18 protein-coding genes are annotated in these 21,994 nt (G+C 70.7%); 8 read left to right on the forward strand and 10 right to left on the reverse strand.

Features of this window, described 5'->3' with window-relative positions:
* Positions 1-69 precede the first annotated feature (69 nt).
* The 4 genes from OHS58_RS26685 to OHS58_RS26700 all read right to left on the reverse strand — a co-directional run bounded on the left by OHS58_RS26685 (position 70) and on the right by OHS58_RS26700 (position 5,039).
* Entirely contained in the window at positions 70-1,479 is a 1,410-nt protein-coding gene (locus OHS58_RS26685; protein ID WP_442875571.1) for an arabinofuranosidase catalytic domain-containing protein, read from the reverse strand.
* 109 nt (positions 1,480-1,588) lie between these two features.
* Positions 1,589-2,608 carry a LacI family DNA-binding transcriptional regulator gene (locus OHS58_RS26690; protein ID WP_326943759.1) on the reverse strand — a complete coding sequence of 340 codons (1,020 nt, stop codon included), beginning with the start codon at positions 2,606-2,608 and terminating at the stop codon, positions 1,589-1,591.
* 68 nt (positions 2,609-2,676) lie between these two features.
* Positions 2,677-4,041, reverse strand: a complete 1,365-nt coding sequence (locus tag OHS58_RS26695; protein WP_328644386.1) for an RICIN domain-containing protein — start codon at positions 4,039-4,041, stop codon at positions 2,677-2,679.
* A 254-nt stretch (positions 4,042-4,295) separates the two neighbouring features.
* Positions 4,296-5,039, reverse strand: a complete 744-nt coding sequence (locus OHS58_RS26700; protein WP_328644387.1) for a FadR/GntR family transcriptional regulator — start codon at positions 5,037-5,039, stop codon at positions 4,296-4,298.
* A 258-nt stretch (positions 5,040-5,297) separates the two neighbouring features.
* Between OHS58_RS26700 and OHS58_RS26705 the strand changes: the two genes are divergently transcribed.
* From OHS58_RS26705 to OHS58_RS26715, 3 genes are all read left to right on the forward strand, one after another.
* Complete coding sequence (locus OHS58_RS26705; RefSeq protein ID WP_328644388.1) at positions 5,298-7,667, forward strand: RICIN domain-containing protein; 2,370 nt, start codon at positions 5,298-5,300, stop codon at positions 7,665-7,667.
* 16 nt (positions 7,668-7,683) lie between these two features.
* Complete coding sequence (locus tag OHS58_RS26710) at positions 7,684-8,766, forward strand: RICIN domain-containing protein (RefSeq protein WP_326943762.1); 1,083 nt, start codon at positions 7,684-7,686, stop codon at positions 8,764-8,766.
* Between the two features lie 128 nt (positions 8,767-8,894).
* Entirely contained in the window at positions 8,895-9,050 is a 156-nt protein-coding gene (locus OHS58_RS26715) for a hypothetical protein (RefSeq protein WP_247056273.1), read from the forward strand.
* Positions 9,051-9,102: 52 nt separating this feature from the next.
* On the opposite strand, the gene OHS58_RS26720 is transcribed toward OHS58_RS26715, so the two are convergent.
* On the reverse strand, positions 9,103-11,970 hold the full coding sequence (locus OHS58_RS26720; protein WP_328644389.1) for a glycoside hydrolase family 9 protein: 2,868 nt from the start codon (positions 11,968-11,970) through the stop codon (positions 9,103-9,105).
* 233 nt (positions 11,971-12,203) lie between these two features.
* On the opposite strand from OHS58_RS26720, the gene OHS58_RS26725 reads away from it, so the two are divergent.
* Positions 12,204-12,956, forward strand: a complete 753-nt coding sequence (locus OHS58_RS26725) for a GH12 family glycosyl hydrolase domain-containing protein (protein ID WP_328644390.1) — start codon at positions 12,204-12,206, stop codon at positions 12,954-12,956.
* A gap of 46 nt (positions 12,957-13,002) precedes the next feature.
* Entirely contained in the window at positions 13,003-14,373 is a 1,371-nt protein-coding gene (locus tag OHS58_RS26730; RefSeq protein WP_326958836.1) for an endo-1,4-beta-xylanase, read from the forward strand.
* A 417-nt stretch (positions 14,374-14,790) separates the two neighbouring features.
* Here OHS58_RS26730 and OHS58_RS26735 read toward each other — a convergent pair whose 3' ends face one another.
* Positions 14,791-15,123 carry a helix-turn-helix domain-containing protein gene (locus OHS58_RS26735; RefSeq protein WP_326943766.1) on the reverse strand — a complete coding sequence of 111 codons (333 nt, stop codon included), beginning with the start codon at positions 15,121-15,123 and terminating at the stop codon, positions 14,791-14,793.
* A 705-nt stretch (positions 15,124-15,828) separates the two neighbouring features.
* Between OHS58_RS26735 and OHS58_RS26740 the strand changes: the two genes are divergently transcribed.
* The gene (locus OHS58_RS26740) at positions 15,829-16,092 is read left to right on the forward strand and encodes a hypothetical protein (protein WP_326943767.1); all 264 of its coding nucleotides are present in this window, start codon (positions 15,829-15,831) and stop codon (positions 16,090-16,092) included.
* A 541-nt stretch (positions 16,093-16,633) separates the two neighbouring features.
* Here the strand turns inward: OHS58_RS26740 and OHS58_RS26745 are convergent.
* The gene (locus OHS58_RS26745; protein WP_328644391.1) at positions 16,634-17,236 is read right to left on the reverse strand and encodes an HSP18 transcriptional regulator; all 603 of its coding nucleotides are present in this window, start codon (positions 17,234-17,236) and stop codon (positions 16,634-16,636) included.
* Positions 17,237-17,346: 110 nt separating this feature from the next.
* Between OHS58_RS26745 and OHS58_RS26750 the strand changes: the two genes are divergently transcribed.
* Together OHS58_RS26750 and OHS58_RS26755 are read left to right on the forward strand one after the other, a co-directional pair.
* Positions 17,347-17,790, forward strand: coding sequence for an Hsp20/alpha crystallin family protein (locus tag OHS58_RS26750; RefSeq protein ID WP_328644392.1), 444 nt, complete (start codon positions 17,347-17,349; stop codon positions 17,788-17,790).
* Between the two features lie 126 nt (positions 17,791-17,916).
* Positions 17,917-18,345: a DUF6292 family protein gene (locus tag OHS58_RS26755; RefSeq protein WP_326943770.1), complete on the forward strand. Its 429-nt coding sequence runs from the start codon at positions 17,917-17,919 to the stop codon at positions 18,343-18,345.
* 87 nt (positions 18,346-18,432) lie between these two features.
* Here the strand turns inward: OHS58_RS26755 and OHS58_RS26760 are convergent, their stop codons facing one another.
* The 3 genes from OHS58_RS26760 to OHS58_RS26770 are packed head-to-tail and all read right to left on the reverse strand — an operon-like array spanning position 18,433 to position 21,934.
* Positions 18,433-20,724 carry an FtsX-like permease family protein gene (locus OHS58_RS26760; RefSeq protein WP_328649863.1) on the reverse strand — a complete coding sequence of 764 codons (2,292 nt, stop codon included), beginning with the start codon at positions 20,722-20,724 and terminating at the stop codon, positions 18,433-18,435.
* Positions 20,724-21,413 (reverse strand): ABC transporter ATP-binding protein, encoded by a 690-nt coding sequence (locus tag OHS58_RS26765; protein ID WP_328644393.1) that lies wholly within the window; start codon positions 21,411-21,413, stop codon positions 20,724-20,726. Before OHS58_RS26765 ends, OHS58_RS26760 begins: the two co-directional genes overlap by 1 nt.
* Positions 21,413-21,934 carry a PadR family transcriptional regulator gene (locus OHS58_RS26770; protein ID WP_326943772.1) on the reverse strand — a complete coding sequence of 174 codons (522 nt, stop codon included), beginning with the start codon at positions 21,932-21,934 and terminating at the stop codon, positions 21,413-21,415. Before OHS58_RS26770 ends, OHS58_RS26765 begins: the two co-directional genes overlap by 1 nt.
* Between the last annotated feature and the right edge of the window lie 60 nt (positions 21,935-21,994).

The raw sequence follows: 21,994 nt of genomic DNA on the forward strand, positions 1-21,994 counted from the left end.
CCGTCCCGAACGCCCGAGCCGCCGGATACGGCTCGGGCGTTCGGTTCTTCCCCGGGAGCGGAACCGGCGTCAGCGATAACCGGCGGCGACGATGTTGGCCTGCACCGCGTTCTCCGTCGCGTCGGACGGGTAGCCGGCGACCATCGCTCCTTCGTAGAACGTCCCGGCGCTCAGGTTGGCGCCGCCGCCGGGCTTGCAGCAGTCACCACCGCTGCCCAGCACGATCGCCCCCTGCTTCTTCATCGGGCTGTACCCGCTCGGGAGCCCGCCGTCCCACAGTGTCGTCAAGCTGCCGGACTGGGCGTCGCTGCCCTTCATGGCGAACCGTGACGTCCCGTTGTTCTTCAGCACCGCCGTGACGAACTTGCTGCCGAACGCCCGCTGGCCGGGGTTCCACGACTGGCTCCCGCCGGGGTAGAGCCCCCACTCGAGGTCGGCCTGCACCCACGGGCCGGTGCCGGAGCACCCGCCGAACCAGCACTGCTTGCCGAAGTTGATCGCGTCCATCGCCCCGGCCGCGTCGGCCTTCCTGGTCGTCTCGCTGTTGCCGTAGTCGAAGCAGCAGCCGCTGTTGACGTGCGTCCCGCTCGTCACCATGTACATGCCCTCGGGCGCACTGCCGGTGGGCACGCCGGTCAGGTGGCCGTCCCGCCAATAGCTGTTGCCGGGGTTGATGTACAGGGAGTAAGCCTTCTGGCCCCCGACCGCGAGGGACTCCGTGGTGGCCTTCGCGGGACTGCTCTGGCTGGACCCGGGAACCGCGCTCGACCCCTGGTACCACAGGTCGTTCCCCCGCCCGGACTGGTCGTAGACCACCGTGATGACGCAGGACGTGCCGGAACAGAAGGAATCCTGGGCTCCGGCGTCGGCCGCACCGCCCGCCGCCAGGGCGCCGACGTTCCGGGTGGCGTTGTCGGACGCGCGCCGGACCTGGTACAGGTTTCCGTTGTAGGAGCCGTAGAGCGCGCGAACCGTGCTGTGTGCGGCGACGCACGGCGTGCCGCCCGAAGCGTAGATGTCGCACGGGCCCGCGCCCGTCGGCGGCGGGGTGCTCGTGCTCCACCGCTGGTTGCTCTGGCCGTGGCACGTCCACAGGATGACCGCGGTGCCGTTGGCCGTCCCGGCCCCGTTCACGTCCAGGCACAACCCCGACTGGACCCCGGTGACCGACCCGTCGGAGTTCTGCCGCCACTGCTGGTTCGCCCCGCCGGTGCAGGACCAGATGATCACCGCCGTGCCGGGCGCCGTCTGGTTGCCGTAGGCGTCCACGCACCGCGTCCCGCTCATCCCCCGCAGCTCACCGGCGGCGGTGAACTCGAAAGCCTGGCTCGCCTGGCCGGTGCAGTCCCGGATCTCCAACGCCGTTCCCGGCGTGTCGACGCCGCCCGTCACGTTCAGGCACCGCCCCGACGCCGCGCTCGCGAGGGACGTCGACGCCGCGGACGCCGGTGGCGCGCCGGTCAGGGCGGCCGCCAGCATCGCGGCCAGAACCAGGACGGCGCGCACCGGTTTGACTCGAGTGGTCACGAATCCTCCTTCGAGCGCTGCGGACTTCTCCGCAGACGGATTGTTAGCGCTAACACAAAAGTCATGCCGTCGCGCGCAGAACGAGCTTGGTGTCCAGCACGGCACAGCGGGGCGTGGCCGAGCCACCGAGCATGGCGAGCAGTTCACCCGTCATCCGGGCGCCCATCTCTTCGATCGGCTGGCGCACGGTGGTGAGCGGCGGATCCGTCCGACGGCCGATCGGCAGGTCGTCGAACCCGATGACAGCCACGTCCCCGGGCACCCGCCGCCCCGCGCGCTGCAGGGCCCGCAGCGCGCCGACCGCCATCATGTCGGAGGCCGCGAAGATGGCGTCTACGTGCGGCCTGCGGTCCAGCAGGCGGGCCGTGGCGTGCTCGCCGGACGCCTGGCCGAAATCGCCGAACACCACCAGGCCGCGGTCGCCGCGGCCGGCGCCCACCACCGCCTCCCGGTAGCCGAGCAGCCGGTCCACGCCCGCGGTCATGTCCTGAGGTCCGGCGATGGTCGCCACGGTGCGCCGGCCCGCGTTGATGAGGCGCTGGGTGGCCTGCCGCGCACCACCCCGGTTGTCCACGTCGACGTAGGAGGAGCAGTCCCCTTCACGGACCGGGCGGCCGCCGAACACCACCGGGATGCCGAGCCAGTCCAGGTCGAGCGGGCGGCGGCCGTGCATGCCGACGACGAGGGCACCGTCGACGTGGCCGCCGTCGAGGTAGCGCACCACGGGGGCCTGGTAGTTCTCCGTCGCGGGCACCGTGAGCAGGACGAGCTGCAGGCCCGCCTCGGTCAGCTCCTTCCCGGCACCGGCGGAGATGCGGGCGAAGTAGGGGTCGGCGAACAGCCGCAGCACCTCCTCGCACACGACCAGCGCGACCGATCCGGTGCGCCCCGCCGTCGCCCGCGCGGCTCTCTGCCGGGCGTAGCCCAGAGCCGACATCGCCGACTCGACCTGCTTGCGCGTTTTCGGCCGGACCCGGGGAAAGCCGTTGAGCACGCGGGACGCGGTGGCGGTCGACACCCCGGCCGCTCGCGCGACGTCGGCCAGGGTCGGACGGAGCTGGGGCAACTCGACGGACGACACGTTCGCTCTCCCAAGACGTCATTGTCTCTGCGGGGCTCGCTCGACGATACCGCCGGGTAACGGGCCGCTCAGGCTCGTTGGACCCGGAATCGCTGGTTGGCGCCGCCGGTGGCCGTCCACTGGGAGATCCGCGCGCCGTCGGCGGTCGAGGCTCCCCACACGTCCATCGTCAGGCCGCTCAGCCGGTTGACCAGGCCGACCACGCCGCCGCCCTGGTCGACCACACGCCACTGCTGGGCGGTGGCGCCGGAGTCCGGTTGCTGGCTGATGTCCGCGCCGGTGGCGGTACCGGCCACCTGGAGCACCAGGCCGCTGTGGCGGGCCCGGACGCGGTAGTAGCCGTCGCCGGAGTCGAGGAAGTCGAACTGCTGGTTCTGCCCGCCGGTGGCCGGCCACTGCTGCAGCAAGGCGCCGGCCGCGGTGGAGACGCCGCTGACGTCCAGGAGCTTGCCGCTGTGCTCGGCGACCAGGGTGTAGTTCACCCCGACCTGCACCGGAGTCCCGGCCGGCGGGGTCGACGAGTCGAACTGCGTGATGAACTTCCACACCTCACCGGAGGTCCAGGTCTGCCAGCCGTCGCAGGTGCACCCGTCCCTCGGACCCGGGTCGTGCCCGGCGCCGTCGAACGCGGCCCAGACCACCGGGTACCCGGCCCGGCAGCCGGAGTAGGCGGTGACGACGTGCGTCAGGCTGCCCGGCGCCGGCTCGGGCGGGTTCTGCGGCGTGCAGCCGTTGTTCCGGACGAACTGGTCGCGCAGCGAACGTCCGGACGCGATGGGCAGCACGTCGTCCCGGAGGCCGTGGAGACCGATGTACGCGACGGGCTGGGTGCCGCCGCTGCACCCGCTGAGGTTCGCCCCGGAGTAGACGGCGACCGCGCGGAAGACCGCCGGCCGGGCACAGGCGAGCGCGTAGCTCATGGCCGCGCCGTAGCTGAATCCGCCGGCGAAGACCTGCGAGGTGTCGACGCACAGTGCCGCCTCGAGCTGCCTCAGCAGGTCGTCGACGAAGGTGACGTCCTGGCCGCCGGGGTTGGCCCAGCCGTTGCCGTTGCCCTGGGGCGCCACGAAGATCGTGGTGTTGCCCGCGCTGTCCGCCAGCCGCCGGAGCCCGTAGTAGGACCAGTTGTAACCGTCGGTCCCGCCCGAGTCGACGTCGTCGGCCGTGCCGCCGCGCCAGTGCAGCCCGACGAACAGCCGGTACGGGTGGCTGTTGTCGTAGTTTGCCGGGATCCGCAGGATGTAGCCGCGGTTCTGGCCGCCACTGGAGATCGTGTGGTTGCCGCTCGCCAGGCCGGGGGCGGCTCCGCAGCCGGCGGTCCCGGCGGCGGCCGCCGACCGCACACCCGGTGCGGCTTGTGCGGTGCCGGTCCCGGCCATCGCGAGCAGCGCCCCGACGGCCACGGACGCGAACAGGGCTCTGAACCTCACCATCGCGGGGCTCCCTCTGGTCTTCGAACATCGTCGTTCTCCAGGGTCGTGAGGAAAGTCGATGCGCGCTCCGGAATCGTCCGGTCACCGACCGAACAGGCAAGAGCCAAGATAGAAGCGGGCGGCGGCAAAGGTCAATGCGCGGTGAAACTTACTCATCCGCACCGAATCGTGCCCGTCCCTCGATGGCGGCCGTCCACAAAGGAGTGAGCACAGGACTGCGTACCCGAAGCCAGGCCCCGAGTACGCTTCTCTGCTCACTGACCGAAGAGACGCCGCTGGATCTCGCGCCGATAGTCCTCCAGGGTGTTGTCGAGGTGGACGGCGGCCGCCCGGGCCGCCTCGTCCGGGTCGCCGTCACGGATCGCCCGGTAGATGGCGGCGTGCTCCTCGATCGCGTCCGAAGCGTGGCCGCCTGTCGCGCCGGACATTCCGATGATGTTCGTCTGGCGTTGCAGGCGGCGGGCTTCGCGCACGGCCGCGACGAGGAACCGGTTGTGCGACGCGGTGGCGACGCAGAGGTGGAAGTCGTTGTCACCCCGATCGAACAGCGCGCTCTGCCCGCTCAGGTGACCGTACCGGCAGGTCTCGGCGGCGGCCTCGATCGCGCGCAGCTCGACCGGGGTGGCGTTCCCCGCGGCCAGCCTGCCGGCCGCGGTCTCCTGGACCCGGCGGAACTCGAACAGCATGTAGACGTGGCCGAGATCGGCAGGGAGGAAAAAGCCGCCCCACCGGGAAGCGCCGAGCATGCTCTCGTCGTCGGACACATACAGCCCACGTCCCTTGTGCGCTCGTACCCGGCCGATCGCCGAGAGGATCTTGACGGCCTCCCGCACCACCGTCCGGCTGCTGCCCATCCGCGCCGCCAGCTCGACCTCCGTCGGCATCCGGTCACCGGGCCGCAGTTCCAGCTCGGCGATCAGATTCAGGATCTGCTCGGCCACCACTTCGTAGCCGGGCCGGTACGGGGCCGGCGGTGCGGCTTCCTCGTTACGAGTCACCCGATGAGTATGACTCTGTGGGCACCGTTCAGTGACTGTACCTCGCGGCTCACCTGTCCGGTCAACACCCGGAAAGCCCAAGGTGAAACTTACATACGTTCCCGCAGGTGACGATGCCGGATGGGGACAATGGGTCCTTTCGTCTCTTGACGTTTACCCGACCTTGACCTCGTATGAGTCGTACACATCGTTCCCAGGTTCGCCTGGTCCACTGTGGACTTTCGGGCGCCCGAGACCCGTCCCCGGAGAGGTACCGCCATGCCGCCGCGCACCGGATCCGTGGCCGCCGCACTCGTCACCGCCCTCGTGGTGACCGCGCTCGCCGCGCCACCCGCCCACGCCGCGACCGTCACCATCGCCGTGTCGCCCACCGGTGACGACGCCGACCCCGGCACCCCCGAGCAGCCCGTCGCCACCCCGGCCAGGGCGCAGCAGCTGGCCCGCGCCCGGTCCGCCGCCGACGACGTGGTCGTGCAGCTCGCCGGCGGCACCTACCGGCTCGCCGCTCCGCTGACGTTCACCAGCGCCGACTCCGGGCGCAACGGCCACACCGTCACCTGGCGGGCCGCTTCCGGCCAGACGCCGATCCTGTCCGGCGGTACGCAGGTCACCGGCTGGACGGTGCAGGACGCGGGCCAGAACGTCTGGGTGGCTTCGGTGCCGCGGGGGGCCGACTCGCGGCAGCTGTTCGTCGACGGCGCGACGGCGCCACGCGCCTCGATCCCGATCTCCCGCAGCGACGTGCAGATCACCACCGCCGGCATGACCATCGTCAACTCCGCGCTGGACTACCTGGCGACGTTGCCCCAGCAGAACCGGATCGAAGTGGAGAGCCAGAACTCCTTCACCGACCGGTACTCCCCCGTCGACCACGTCAGCGGCACCTCGGTCGTCATGCAGCAACCCGCGTGGAACAACAACAACTGGGGCTACGACACCCTCGCCAAGCCCTTCGGCGGCGGCCGGCTGTTCCTGGAGAACTCCTACTCGTTCCTCAAGAACACCGGCCAGTGGTACCTCGACCCGCAGGCCGGGAAGCTCTACTACAAGGCGCCGAGCGGCTGGGCTCCCGGCAGCCACGACGTGGAGCTGCCGCGGTTGACGTCCCTCCTGCAGATCAGCGGCGGCTACGACAACCCGGTGCGCGGCCTCACCTTCAGCGGCCTGCACTTCGAGCACACCACCTGGCTCACGCCCGGCACGTCGGTCGGCTACGCCGACCAGCAGAGCGGCACGTTCCTCCCGGCCGCGGCATCGATGCCGGGCGACTTCCTGAGCTCCTGCCAGTCGGGCTGCCCGCTGTTCGAGGGCGCCCGCAACAGCTGGGCGCAGGCCCCGGCCGCCGTCCAGGTCTCGGCCGCCACCGGGATCACGTTCAGCGGCAACACCTTCACCCACCTCGGGCAGGTGGCGCTGGGCATCGGCAACGACGCGAACGCCCACGCGTCCGGGGTCGGCCTCGGGGCGTCGTCGATCACCGTGGACCACAACACCTTCACCGAGGACTCGGGCGCGGGCATCGTGGTCGGCGGCGTGCGGCCGGACGCCCACCACCCGTCGAACGCGGCGATGACCGACCGCGACATCACGCTGTCTAACAACACGGTGAGCCGGGTCGCCCTGGACTACCGGGAAATGGCCGGCATCCTGTCGACCTACGTCACGCACGCCGTGATCACGCACAACGACGTCGCCGACCTCACCTACGACGGCATCGACGTCGGCTGGGGCTGGGGCGCGAACGACCCCGGTGGCAGCCAGGACTACCGCAACCGGGGCCTGTACGACTACCAGCCCGTGTACACCACCGCGACGACACTGCGGGACACCGTCGTCAGCTACAACCGGGTGCACGGCACGAAGAAGCTCATGCACGACGGCGGGAGCATCTACAACCTCTCCGCCAACCCGGGGAGCTCGATCGACCACAACCACGTCTACGACAACAACCGCACGGTCGGCCTGTACCTGGACGAAGGCTCCCGCTACGTCTCCCTGTCGGCCAACGTGATCCAGGACTCCGGGGTGTGGGCCTTCACCAACGCGAGCGGCAGCAACAACACCGACGACAGCACGTTCAGCGGGAACTGGTACAACGGCGGCGCGACGAACGTGGCCACCGGTTCGCCGCACAACAACGTCCTGAGCGGGAACGTCCAGGTGAGCGGCACCAGCTGGCCCTCGGGCGCGCAGCAGGTCATCGCCGCCGCGGGCCCCGGTGGTACCGGGCCGGCCGCGGGCCCGGTGCGCGCGGCCGGCGCGGGCCGGTGCCTGGACGTCAACGGCGTGAGCACCGCACCCGGCGCCCAGGTGCAGATCTGGGACTGCAACGGGGGTGGCAACCAGTCCTGGACCCGCACGACCGCGGGCGAGCTGACCGTCTACAGCGGCGACAGCACCCGGTGCCTGGACGCCTCCGGGCAGGGCACCACCCCCGGCACCAAGGTCGTCATCTGGACCTGCAACGGCGGGGCCAACCAGCGCTGGCAGGTCACCTCGGCCGGCACCGTCACCGGTGTCCAATCCGGACTGTGCCTCGACGTGACCGGCGGTGGCACGGCCAACGGCACGGCCGTCCGGCTCTGGACCTGCACCGGGCAAGCCAACCAGAAGTGGACCTTCGGCTGACCGATCGAGGAGAACCATGCGCATCCGACTCGTCATGGCTACGACAGCCCTGTTCCTGAGCGCGTTGCTCCCGGGCACCCCGGCGGCCGCCGAGTCGAACGGCGGGGTCCGGGTCATGCCGCTGGGCGACTCCATCACCGAAGGCACGCAGGTCCCCGGCGGGTACCGGATCGGACTGTGGCAGCGCCTGAGCGCGGGCGGCTACCAGGTCGACTTCACCGGCTCCCAGTACAACGGCCCGGCCGCCCTCGGTGACCACGACCACGAGGGTCACCCGGGCTGGCGCATCGACCAGATCGACGCGAACATCGTCACCTGGCTGCGGAACACCGGTTCGCACACGGTCCTGCTGCACCTCGGCACCAACGACGTCCTGCAGAACTACGACGTGGGCCGCGCGCCCGCCCGGCTGTCCGGGCTGATCGACCACATCACCGCGACCGCACCGGACGCCGAGGTCTTCGTCGCGATGATCACCCCCCTCGCCGACTCCGGGCAGGAGTCCGCCGTCCGCACGTTCAACTCCGCGATCCCCGGGATCGTGCAGAGCAACCAGAACGCCGGCAAGCACGTGCACCTGGTCGACATGCACTCCGCCGTGACCACCGGCGACCTGACCGACGGCATCCACCCCACGGCCACCGGGTACGACAAGATGGCCGCCACCTGGTTCGGCGCGCTGCAGTCCGTGTCCGGGAGCATCGGCACCCCGGGGACGTCCGCGGCCCGGCAGATCGTCGGCACGCAGTCGGGCCGGTGCCTCGACGCCGCGAGCGCCGCCAACGGCACCCAGGTGCGGCTGCAGGACTGCGGCGGGCAGACCGGTCAGGCGTGGACCCGGGCCGGCCAGGAGCTGACCGTCGGCGGGACCAAGTGCCTCGACGCGTCCGGCCACGGCACGGCCAACGGCACCCCGGTGATCGTCTGGGACTGCCACGGCCAGGCCAACCAGCAGTGGACCGTCACCACCGACGGCACGATCACCGGGGTCCAGTCGGGCCTCTGCCTCGACGCGTACGGGCAGGGCACGGCCAACGGCACCCAGCTGATCCTCTGGGCCTGCAGCGGGCAGGCGAACCAGCGGTGGACGCTGCGCTGAACGGCTCATGGACCGATGGGATGAAGACGTCTGTTTGACCGCGGAGATCCCTGGGCACTCCGGGCCCAGGCGAGCGGCCACCACATCCCGGTGCCCGGCCCTCTGCGAGCAGAAGGAGCTTCCCGACCGTGATCATCCTCGGCGTCATCCTGATCGTCCTCGGCTTTCTCATCGGCATCCCCGTGCTGTACACGATCGGCATCGTCCTGGCCGTCGCCGGTGTCATCCTCGCCGTCCTGGGCGGGACCGGGCGCAAGGTCGGCGGCCGCGGGCACTGGTTCTGAGCGGGGAACACCCGCTCGCCGGGTTCTCGGGACCCGGCGAGCGGGCCGGTCGTCAGGCGCACGCCCTCCCGTCGACCGTGAAAGCCGACGGATCCGGATTGGTCCCCGTGTAACTGCCGTTGAACCCGATCGCGACCGACTGCCCCGGCGCCACCGAGCCGTTCCACGGCATGGCCGCGGCGGTCACGTCGGCGCCGGACTGCGCCCACGTCGCCGACCACCCCTGCGTCACCTTCTGGTTGCCCGGGAAGGTGAAGCCGAGCTTCCAGCTCGTCCACGCCGTCGTGCCGGTGTTCTTCAGCGTGGCGGTGGCCGTGAAGCCGCCGTTCCACGTGTTCGCCGCGTACGTCACCTGGCAGCCGCCCGCCGGGGTGGCCGGCTGTGTGGTGAACTGCGCGGCAGGTGAGTCCGGGCTCGCCAGGCCCGCGCCGTTGCGCGCTACCACGACGACCGTGTACGCGGTCGACGGCGAGAGACCCGTCAGGCTCGCCGTCGGCCCGGTGACCGTGGCGAGGACCGTCCGGGCCGAGCCGGTCACGCGGACCACGTCGTAGCTCTTGACGCCGCTCTCCGGGTCCGCGGCCGCCGTCCAGGTCAGCGTGGCGCCGCCGCTCGACACCGCGGACACGACGGGGGTGCCGGGCGCGGCGGGCGCGGTCGTGTCCACAGTGGACGACGACTTCTCGGCGGTCCAGCCGGCCAGCCAGGCCAGCGCCGAGTTCCAGTTGATCGCGACCTCGTTGACCGAGTACGCCTGGATGTCGTCGACGAAGCACCGCTGGGGCGCGCAGCCGGCCAGCAACCGCGCCGCGGTCGGGTCCTGCAGGCCGCTGTTGGGACCGCCCGACAACGCGCCGGGCGGGGCGGTCGGCAGCGAAGCGTCCAGCTGGTGCGCCCAGAACCGGTGGTGCACGTTCGTCACCGGCTGGTCACCGTGGCCGGAGACGTAGGAGTAGTTCGCCGGGTTGCGGCCCAGCAGGTAGTCCATCGCCGCGAACGCGCCGTCCCGGTACTTGTCCTGCTTCGTGAAGTCGTACGCCAGGGCGAGGACCACGCCGTTGTTGGCCACCAGGCCGTTGGAACCCCACTCGTACGAACCGTCGGCCGTGCGGTAGGGCGCCGGGTAGCCCATCGACGCCATCTGCGCCAGGTGGCTGTCGGCGGTCGTGGTGACCGCCGTCCTGATCGCCGCGACGTCCGTCGCCGGCAGATCGGTGGGCACCACGGCGAGCGTGATGTCCCCGAGCGCGCCCGTCGAGGCCCAGTCGAAGCCGTGCGTCGTGAAGCTCTTCCCGCGGTAGAGCGCAGATCCGGTGACGTCGGCGCGGTAGCCGCTCTTCCCGGTGGTCGTGAACAGCTCGGCGGCGGCCCAGTAGAACTCGTCGCTCACGGTGTTGTCGCTGTACGTCCCGCCGCCGGTGCCGTCATTCGGGTCGGCCAGGACGTTCGGGTTCGCCTTCGCCGCCGTGTACGCCTTCTCGGCCGCGGCGAGCAGCTTCGCCGAGTACGCCGGATCGATGGTCCGCCACAGCCGCGACGCCTGCGCCGCGACAGCTGCCGTGTTCAGGGTCGCCGCGGTGCTCGGCGGCGACAGCCGGCGCGGCTGGCTGTCCTGGTCGGGCCGGGTGGGCAGGGACGTCCACTGCGCGTCGTGGATCTTGTGGTGCACCATGCCCGCCTGGGGCTTGCCGTCCGGCACCTGCATCTCCAGCAGGAAGTCGACCTCCCAGCGGGCTTCGTCGAGGATGTCGGGCACGCCGTTGGCCCGTTCCGGGATCGCCAGCTTGCCGTCGCCCAGCGCGCTCGCGTCCCCCAGCCGCAGCGCCCGCTCGTACTCGTCGAGCAGTTCCCAGGCCGCGATTCCGCCGTTGACCACGTACTTGCCGTGGTCGCCCGCGTCGTACCAGCCGCCCCGCACGTCGAGGGTGTAGCCGCAGTTCAGGTCCGACCGGCAGGGGACGTTGTCGTCACCCTGGTTCGGCGCGACGTTCACGTGCCCCGCCGGACGCGCGTACGCGGCCCCGACGTACGCGGCGTCGATCGCGATCCCGCTGCGCTGGTGGTAGAAGAAGGCCAGCGAGTCTTGGCGCAGCTTCTGCAGCGCGTCGGCGGAGATGGCGAACGGGAAGCTGGTCTCGGACCCGACGCTCAGCGTGTAGCCGGTGCCCGCGGTGTCGTAGGCGGAGAAGTCGATTTCGTGCACGTTCTCACCGGAGGCCGCGTCCGCGCCCCGCGGCGTGGTCCGGCCGGTGGCCACCGCGCTCCCGGCGGCGTTCTTCAACGTCCACGTCAGCGGCGAGGTCGAGCCGCTGATCAGCGTCGCCCGCTTGGGCAGGCCGGGCACGTAGCTCTCCTGGTTCACCCGGATGCCGCTCGTCGGCGGCAGGCCGCCGGGCGGCACGACGCCGCCGACGAGGGAGATGTTGTCCAGGCACACGGTGTTGGCGGCGGCCTGACCGCCGAACCAGAACGCCAGCTGGCCGTTACCGGCGGCCGGAAAGTCCAAAGTGGACGAGAACGTGACCGTGAAGTGCTGCGTCGACGGCGTCACCGTCAGGTCGGTCCGCGAGATCTGCCGGTAGGGCGACACGGCCTCGCCCGCCACGGCGGAGATCTGCTGGGTGCTCGTCGCGTGCGCGTCGAAGGTCAGCGTGTACGGCTGTCCCGCCTCGAACGGCACCCCGTTCTGACCCGCCAGCGCGTCGTAGCCGTTGGCCGTGCCGCCGGGTACGTCGGTGCAGAACTCCCCGCCGGCGACGCGGCCGGTCGTCCCCGCCCCGGCCCACCACGGGTCGAGGGTGCCGCCGGAGAAGGTCCCGTTGAGCACGCGCTCGTAGTCCGCGGGCACGGCGGCCGCCGTCACCCCGAGCGCCACCGCGGCCAGCAGGACCAGACCGGCCCGCGACTTCGTTGCCCGCATACGCCATCTCCTCGTCTTCGTCGGCGTGCTGATGGTGATCCAGGCTGGGAGCGCTCCCAGCACGGTAGCCGCCACCCACACCCCCTGGCAATCACCGGCGAAACTTTCGTCGGGAGAAAGGAAAATTGATCACGGGTGAACTCTTTGCTCACCGGTTCCCCTGTGGTTTCATCGGAAGCGGTCGACCTGAGAGCGCTCCCAGGCACACTCCCACAACGAGGTGGAGGCGGCACGTGAAGCTGAAGCACGCTCTGTCCGCGGTAGCACTGGTCACAGCCGGGCTCGTGGCGCCGGCCGTCACGGCGGCACCGGCCGCGCACGCGGACACCCTGATCTGCGACCAGTACGGGACGACCACGATCGGCGGCCGGTACGTCGTCATGAACAACCGGTGGGGCAGCAGCGCCCAGCAGTGCATCAACGTCACCGGCGGCGGGTTCCGGATCCAGACCCAGCAGGGATCCACCAGCGGTGGCGCCCCCTTGTCGTACCCGGCGGTCTACGTCGGTTGCCACTACGGGAACTGCTCCCCCGGCACGAACCTGCCGCGGCAGCTGAACCGGATCGGCAGCGCACCGTCTTCGATCTCCTACACCTACGTCGGAGGGTCCGTCTTCGACGCCTCCTACGACATCTGGATGGACCCGGCCGCGAAGACCACGGGGGTCAACCAGATGGAGCTGATGATCTGGTTCAACCGCACGGGATCGGTGCAACCGGTCGGCGGCCGGGTGGGCACCACCAGTCTCGGCGGCCGGGGCTGGGACGTGTGGCAGGGTTACAACGGTGGCAACGACGTGGTCTCCTACGTCGCCCAGTCCACGATCTCGGGCTGGTCGTTCAACGTCATGGACTTCGTCAACGACGTCGACGCCCGGACGCGCGTCGATCGCTCCTGGTACCTGACCAGCGTCCAGGCCGGGTTCGAGCCGTGGAGCGGCGGAGTGGGCCTGGCGGTCAACTCGTTCTCGGCCAACGTCAACTGAAAGCTCGCCCCGCCTGGCCCCCAGGTGCACTCCGGAAGGTGTGAACATGAAGATGACATCGCGGTCATTGTCCCGCGCGGCAGTCGCTTCGACGCTCCTGGCGACGTCGCTCGGAGTTTCGCTGGTGCTCGCCACCTCGGCCGGCGCCGCCACGACATTGGGTGCGTCGGCCGCTCAGACCGGCCGGTACTTCGGCGCCGCCGTCTCGGCCGGGAAGCTCGGTGACGCGACCTACACCGGCATCCTGAACCGCGAATTCACCATGGTCACCGCGGAAAACGAGATGAAGTGGGACGCCACCGAACCGAACCAGAACCAGTTCGGCTACAGCGGCGGCGACCGCATCCTGAACCAGGCGGTGAGCAACGGCCAGCGCGTCCGCGGGCACGCGTTGCTGTGGCACCAGCAGCAACCCGGCTGGGCCCAGGGCCTCAGCGGCTCCGCCCTGCGCCAGGCCGCGATCAACCACGTCACACAGGTCGCCACCCACTACAAGGGCAAGGTCTACTCGTGGGACGTCGTCAACGAGGCCTTCGCCGACGGCGGCGGCGGTGGCCGGCGTGACTCCAACCTGCAGCGCACCGGCAACGACTGGATCGAAGCCGCCTTCCGCGCCGCGCGGGCCGCCGATCCCGGCGCGAAGCTCTGCTACAACGACTACAACACCGACGGGATCAACGCCAAGAGCACCGGAATCTACAACATGGTGCAGGACTTCAAGTCCCGCGGCGTCCCGATCGACTGCGTCGGCTTCCAGTCCCACCTCTCCAACTCCGCCCCGGGCGACTACCAGGCCAACCTGCAGCGGTTCGCCGACCTCGGCGTCGAAGTCCAGATCACCGAACTGGACATCTCCGGCTCCAACCAGGCCGCCGTCTACGGCACCGTCACGCGCGCCTGCATGGCCGTCGCCCGCTGCGCCGGCATCACCGTCTGGGGCATCCGCGACAGCGACTCCTGGCGCACGGGTGAAAACCCGCTCCTGTTCGACAACAACGGGAACAAGAAGGCCGCGTACACGAGTGTCCTCGACGCCCTGAACGCCGGCGGCGCGACCACCACGCCGACGACACCGACCACCCCGACGACTCCCACCACGCCCACGACGACGACCACGTCCCAGCCCGGCGGTTGCAGCGCCTCGGTCTCCCTCAACTCCTGGAACGGCGGGTTCGTGGCGACGGTGAAGGTCACCGCGGGAGCGACCGCCCTCAACGGCTGGACGGTGACGACGAACCTGCCCTCCGGCGCGACCGTCACCAACGGCTGGAGCGCCGGCAACAGCGGCACCAGCGGCACGGTGAACTGGACCAACGTCGGCTACAACGGCAGCGTCGCGGCCGGGCAGTCCACCGAATTCGGCTTCCAGGGCACCGGAAGCGCCGACGGCATCACGTCGGCCTGCGCCGCGAACTGATCCACTCCGCCGTCGGGGCCCGGCACCGCGAGCCGGTGCCGGGCCCCGACGACGGTCGTCGTTGCGCGACGCGGCGACCCGCGGATCGCCGGGCGGCTGCCGGTGCACATCTCCTCGTGCGGGCACGCGCTGCCGGCCTACGCACCGGCCGAGTTCCGCCGCCGGGTGCCGCATCGGTCAGCGCGTCGCCGCGAACACGTCGCTCACCCAGTCGGCGAAGGACGAAGCCGGCTGTCGACGAGTCCGCAAACTCCGCTCTGAACTGGCCGCCGGACGCCGGACGAGGCGTCATTCGGCCGTCGAGCAAGACTCGTTCACCCAGCAGGCGCCCGTGGTCGGCGTCCCTGCCATGGCACGGAAAGCCGGGCCTGGCCGCACATCGGCACGCGGCACCGAGGCCGCGTGCCGAGCCGGGATTCAGTCGCCGGTGGGGAGTTCGATGGTGCGGCGCTGGGCCTCGTGCAGCTGGTCTTCGAGGGTGATGATGCGGCAGGCGGCCTCGATGGCGGTGCCCTGATCGACCAGTTCCCGCACCCGCGTCGCCAGGCGCAACTGGTGGCGGGAGTAGCGACGGTGCCCGCCCGCGGACCGCTGCGGGGTGATCAGGCCCACCTCATCGAGGCTGCGCAAGAACCCCTGCGTGGTGCCGAGCATGTCGGCGGCCCGGCCCATCGTGTAGGCGGGGTACAGGTCGTCGTCGAACTTGTCGGCCTTGCTGGGCGTGGCCGGGCCTTGCTGGTCTGGGATCATTCCACCTCCACGTCACAAAGGACCCCGGGCGCCGCGCACGGCACCCGGGGTCCTCGAGGGTAGGGATCTTCACCATTGTCAACCGGCGCGACCGCCGGCTTCCTGCACCCGCATCCGACGTGAAGCCGGATCGTGCGGGGATCGCTTACTCGTGACCGAGCACCACCTCCGAACTCGATGGGACCACGGCACCCGCGCGGCAGTACTGCCTGGCCGCCGCGGGCGATCCAATGATGTTCCCGTTCCCTTCTCTCCGGTGATTTCCACTTATCGGTTACCGCTACATCACTTGCTGCGTACGTCACTGCCGGAACCCTTCCACTGATCGGTCCCAGCACGCTGACGCCGCTGGCCACTGCCCGGAGCCCCTTCACCGATCGGCTCCGGCCACCTGACCGGTCTTGCCACTGCCCTTGTCCTGCACTTCCACTCCGGACCGGTACTACTCGGTCAAACCTTCTTCACGACCCGGTCTCCGGAGCAACACTCCTGGTCACCAGCCGCAACCTTGTTCTCCAGATCGGCTCCGTGCTGCCTGACCGCCTTGTCTCACCTCGCGGGTAGTTACGTCTTCTCCCGCGCCTGCTTGACGTTGTCTCTCTCGGTATGAGCAGAACAGTACACACACCCGACGTTGAATGTCTACTCCGACCGTCATAGATTTTCTGAAGGCAGTCGAACGAGTGATGAGGAGGGCGTGCGGCCATGAGCGACGACATCACGCAGCAGAGCCCGCTCGATGAGCGGTACGGCCTGGTCGGAGTACGTGACCTGAGCGAGTACGCCGAAGCCTTGACGCGGTTGCTGGAGCGGGGCCGGCGGGAGCGGTGCGCGGCGGTGCTGTCGGAGGCCGAGGCCTACGCGGCGGCCGAGCTGCTCGGGCAGTTCGCGCAAGTCGACCCGCTGGGCGCGCTGAACCGGCTGGCCGCGTCCCTGGCCGGCCGCATCTACAGCCGCCTCGGCGCCTGAGCCCACCCAGGTGAACGACACGGGACAGTCGGAGCCCGCGCGACCGGAGACGTGGTGATCACGACCGAGCCGTCCGATGGCGATCCCGAGCTGGACCGGACCACAGACGCGCGTGCGAACGAGAGGCCGGCCGACGTCGCACATCGCGCGCTGGTGCAGCAGATCGCGGTCAGTACCGCGGAAAGCGTGGCGCGGCCCTGCATCGCGAGTGTGCCGACCGGCCGTGACGTCCCGGTGGACCTGACCACCCGAGAGCCACGAAGAAGAGGTTCGTCGGTATCGACGCGCGGGGTTCGCCGTGGGAGGTCCACCAACCTGGCGACGTGGTCGGGACCCACAGCGACCACGGCCGCGAGCAGGGGTGCCGAATTCACCACTCGGCGTCCTCGGGGCGGCGGGTCGATCGCGTCACAACCGACGGTGCGGCCATTGCCGGAAACGAGTCACGCCGGCAGGTGGCCGATCGAGCTGTTCTCCTGGCGGTGGGTTCCATCAGCCTCCGATGCGCCACCACATGACACGAGAAGTGGTTCTGCAGTGATCAGGTGGCACGATCACGACGGTGCCCGGTGGCGTCACGGCGCACCACGTCGGCGTGGTCTTCGATGGCGCCGAGCCGGTCGGCCAGGCCCGCATGATCTCGTCCCAGGTGGCCACGGACCGCCGCCAGCGGAGGCAGCAGACTGGTGACGTCGTCGCCGCCGAGTGCCGCGCCGAGGCGGTCGGCGTCCGCGCGAGCCGCGCCGTCCAGGTCTTCCAGCGCATTCACCTGCCCGGCCAGCTGCCGCAGCACCGCCGAGTTGCGCCGAGCCCAGTCCGCGACCGCGCGATCACCCGCACGCCGGTCCCGCTCGGCGTCGACGCGCGCCTCCCCCGTCGTCTCGCCCGTCGCCGACGGCCTCAGTCGCAGGAACCGCCGTTCCGCGGCCTGCCGGCTGGCCACACCCAGGGCCGGCGCAAGAGCCGCCCAGCTGACGCCCTCGGACCTTGCCGCGGCGATCAGCTCCGGTTCCCACCCGGTGAGTTGCTCACGCAGGGACCGCAGCGAGACCAGGGCGCCCAGCAGCCGGTCGGGCGGCACCTCGCCGCGGCCGGTCGCGAGGACCACCTCGTGCACGTCTCGCGCGGCACGGATCGGATCCATGTCCACCACCTGTCATCCCTTTGACGACTACTCACTTGTCATCGTTGTGATGACATGTTAGAACAGTGGGGCGTGTTGACACCAGATCATCGAACCCAGGAGGTGGAACCATGTTGATGCGCACCGACCCGTTCCGCGAGCTGGACCGCTTCGCCCAGCAGGTGCTCGGCGCCGCAGCCCCCGGAACCTGGTCCAAGCCGGCCGCGATGCCGATGGACGCCTACCGCGCCGGCGACGAGTTCGTCGTCTGCTTCGACCTGCCTGGCGTCACCCCCGACGCCATCGAGCTCGACGTCGAACGCAACGTCCTCACCGTCAAGGCCGAACGACGACCCCTCCCCGGCGGCGGCGACGTCCAGATGCAGGTTTCCGAACGGCCGCTGGGCGTGTTCTCCCGCCAGCTGTTCCTCGGCGACACCCTCGACACCGACCACATCGCCGCCGACTACGAAGCCGGGGTCCTGACCCTGCGCATCCCGGTCGCCGAAAAGGCCAAGCCACGCCGTATCGAGATCACCGGCACCACCGGCGACCACAAGGAAATCCAGGCCTGACGAGCCCACCCGGCGCAGGACCGGAACCCCGCACCGGTCCTGCGCCGGCCCCGCAAGTCCCCGAAAGGCCCTGTCCTCGAAAGACACTGTCCTCGAACGACACTGTCCCGGAAGGCACCCGTACCCGTGACCGCATCGCTGCACATCCCGACCGGCCACCCCGCCCTCACCGCCCTGTGGGGCTACCTCGCCGACGTCACCACCGCACTCGGCATCGGTCCTGAATCCTGCCTCGTCGACCACGACACCCCGGTCTCCGCCTACGTCGCCCTCGACGAACAGCTGCCCGGCTACCCCGGCCGCGACGTCGCCCTGCTGTGGGACGAGACCCGCGGCTGGGCCGCCGCCATCGAAACCCACTCCGGCCAGGACCTCGTCGTCGTGCGGTACCTCGGCGGACCCACCATCACCCCGGCACCCGAGCACGTCGCCCGGTTCGTCACCGCACTGCAAGAAGACGACCACCGCGTCGGCCGGCTCGACCCGCCGGATCTGCGCACCGCCGCCGGCCTCGCCGAACTCGACGCCGCACTGCGCGACCGGAGCACGACGTGACTCCCGAGCCGCTGCCACTGCCGGTGTCCTTCACCCGCCGGCTGGACAAGATCGCCGGTCGGGTCGGCGCGACGCGCCGGCAGCGGCTCATTCCGAGCGCAACGTGTCCAACCGGGTCGCTTGCCGCAGCAACGGCATCGTCAACCCGGTCACCAGCAGCACCGCCGCCACCGTCGTGCCCGCCAGCGCGAGCAGCACCGGGACGTCGACGATCATCGGCCGGTCCGCCAGCGACAGGATCGGCGCGGTCAGCCCCAGCCCCGCCGCGATCGCCAGCACCACGCCGACCACCACCGGCACCGCGGTCTGCCACAGCGCTCCGCGGGCCAGCACCCCGATCGGCACGCCGGCCGCGGACAACGCCGCGAGCGGGCGCCGCCGTTCGCTGATCTGCTCGATCGACAGCATCAGCAGGCTCATCGCGGCCACCGCGAGCACGAACAGTGCCGCCGTGATCAGCACCGAGCGGAAGTTCTCCACCATCCGCTGGTCCTGGGCGTGGAAGTCGTCGAGGTAGCTGCTCTTGCTGACCGTGGCGTTCCACGCGAGCGCGTTGACCGCCCTCGCGACGTTGTCCGTCAGCGCCTGCGGGTCGCCGGTGCCCGACACGTACAGCGCGACCGACGAGGCCGGCACCGTGAGCCCGCCGAGCGCACCCGGTGTGACGAACAACGTCCCCTCCGCCGCCGTCGCCGTGGTGGCCGACGGCACGACCTTGACGCCGCCCGGGACCGTCCACTCCGGACCGTTCGCCTCGCTGTCGTGCAGGAAGCTCCGCAGCTGCACCGTTCCCGCCGGGGCGGTACCGCCCCGCGACGGCACGACGTAGAACACGTCGCCGTCGGCGCAGCCGCCGATGTCGGCTTCCACCTTGAGTGCGACACAGTCACCGACCACGCCGTAGGTCGACTCGCGGCCGGACTGGACCATGATGTTCGTGGCCGGGTGCACCCCGGTCACCCCGGCCGCCGACGCCGCCCGCTCGGCGGCCTCGGTCTGGTGCGCGGTGGTGGTCTGCACCCGCACCGGGGCCGCGGCCACGCTGTCCGGCGCGACCTGCTGCTCGACGCCGCCGGTCAGGGACGTGAGCACGCCCTGGACCAGGATCGTGCCGGCCAGCACGACGACCAGGCCGGACACGACGCGGCTGGCGGTGCCGCTGTCCAGCTGCAGCCGCCGGATCGCGAGCTGCCACGACGGCGGACCGCCGTGCAGCCGCTCCACGAGCCGTTCGACCAGCCAGGGCAGCAGGGCCGCGACGCCCACCAGCAGGAACACGCTGCCCGTGGCGAGTGTCATCCCGGCGGTCGTGTCGCTTGTCTCGCGACCGAGCGCCAGGCTCACGGCCAGGAGCAGCACGCCCGTCGCGGTGAGCGCCCAGCGCCACCACATCCGCCGGCGCATCGGCTTGCCCTGGCGGACCACCCCGAGGGGTTCCACGATCGTGCGGCGCAGCCCGAACATCGCCGAGCCGACCGCGAGGCCGGGCACCAGCAGCACGATCACCACGACCAGCGGCCAGTCCGGGACGAAGTCCTCCGGGAAGATCCGCAGGCCGAACGGCAGGATGTCCGCGACGAACGTGCGCAGCACGGCGAAGAACCCGAGGCCGGCCACGAGCCCGATCACCGCCCCGACCAGCGACTCCGCCGCCGCGACCCGCTTGACCTGCCGCGAGTCGAGGCCGATCAGCCGCAGCGCGGCGAGCCGGCGTTCCCGCTGCGCCGCGCCCATCCGCGACGCGGTGGTCACGAAGATCAGCAACGGCAGCAGCAGCACCGCCGCGATCGGCAGGATGATGGCCAGCATGGCCGCCGACAGCCCGAGCCCGGTGTAGGGCTTGCCGAACGCGTAGACCTTGTTGCCCCTGGCGCCTTCGGCCTCGATCTGCGCGGCCGGCACCCCGTAGAACGCGGCGAGATCACCCGCGCCGGAAACGCCGTCCCGCGAGATCTGGCCGACCACCTGCCCCGGCAGCTGCGCCTTCAGCGAACCGCCGCCCGGTGCGGCCAGCTTCGCGGCGAGCTCCGGTGACACGGCGAGCTCGCCCGGCGCGGGCAGCCGGGTGAGTCCCGGCGGCACCGGCGAGCCGGGTCCGGTCGCCGCGACCGCGGTGACCTTCACGAAGTCGTCGCCGACCGACGGGTACCAGTTGTAGGTCCGCAGCGGGGCGACGCCCGCGCGCGGCTCGGTGACCTGGGCGATCGCCGCTTTGCGCTCCGCCTGCGCGCCGGTCAGGTGCTGGACCGCCGCCGCGGGCAGCAGCACGGCGACCGCGAGCGCGATCCCGAACGCGGTCATCGCGAGGCGCAGCAGCGCCGCGCCGGACATCCGGCCGCCCCCGACGGCCAGCCGGAGTCCCAGCGCCAGATCCCGCATCACGCGACCAGCTCCCGGTCGACCGTCTGCCCGTCGCGCACCACGACCTCCCGGTCCGAATAGGCCGCGACCCGCGGCTCGTGGGTCACCAGCACCACCGCTGCGTGCGTTTCCCGCGCCGCGGTGGTGAGCATCTGCATGACTTTCTCGCCGTTGAGCGAGTCGAGCGCGCCGGTCGGCTCGTCCGCGAAGACCACCTTCGGCTCGGTCACCAGCGCCCGCGCCACCGCGACCCGCTGTGCCTGCCCGCCGGAGACGTCGCCGGGACGGCGCTTCGCCAGTCCGTCGACCTCCAGCCGGGCGAGCCATTCGGCCGCTTTGGCCTCGGCCGGCTTCCGCTTGACGCCGGTGAGCCGCAGCGGGAGCGCGACGTTCTCCAGGCAGGACAGCTCGGGCACGAGCTGGCCGAACTGGAACACGAAGCCGAACTCGGTGCGCCGCAAAGCACTCCGCTCCTTGTCGTCCATCCCGACGAGGTCGGCGCCGCCGTAGCTGATCGTGCCCGAGTCCGGCCGGACGATGCCGGCGAGGCAGTGCAGCAGCGTCGACTTGCCGGAGCCGGACGGGCCCATGATCGCGAGCACTTCCCCGGTCGAGACGGACAGGGCCGCCCCGTCGAGCGCTTGTGTGCGGCCGAACGACTTGTGCAGTCCGTTGCCGACGAGCAACGGCGTTCCGGGCGTGGTCATCAGCGCACCGCCTTCTCGAGTTCGCCGAGGCGCGCGGCGGTCAGCTCCAGCCACCGCAGGTCCGCCTCGAGGTGGAAGAGCGCGTGGTCGCAGATCAGCTGATCGGCGAGGTCGCCCCCGTTCTTGCGTTTGGTCAGCGAACGCATCACGTTCAGGTGCTCGCCGCGCTGGACGTCGAGCACGTCGGCGGCGCTGCGCCCGGACAGCAGCGCGAGCACCACCTTCGTGTAGAGCGTGTTCTGCAGGTACGGCTGCGGATTCTCCGGAGTGTGCAACCACGTCTCGACGTCGGTGACCCCCGCGTCGGTGATCGTGTAGCGCTTCCGCTCCGGCCCCTCGCCGCTCTCGACGCCCGCCACCTCGACCATGCCGTTGCGCAGCAGCCTCGACAACGTCGAATAGACCTGCCCGTAAGCAAGCGGGCGGTCCTGCCCGAACTGCTCGTCGTACGTCCGCTTGAGGTCGTAGCCATGCCGCGGGCCCGATTCGAGCAACGCGAGCAAGGTGTGCGAGACCGACATTTTCTACCCCTCCCTACCCGGGTCTCCCCGAGCAGGGATCACTATACCTGATGCGTATAC

This window comes from Amycolatopsis sp. NBC_00348, assembly GCF_036114655.1.
GTDB lineage: Bacteria > Actinomycetota > Actinomycetes > Mycobacteriales > Pseudonocardiaceae > Amycolatopsis.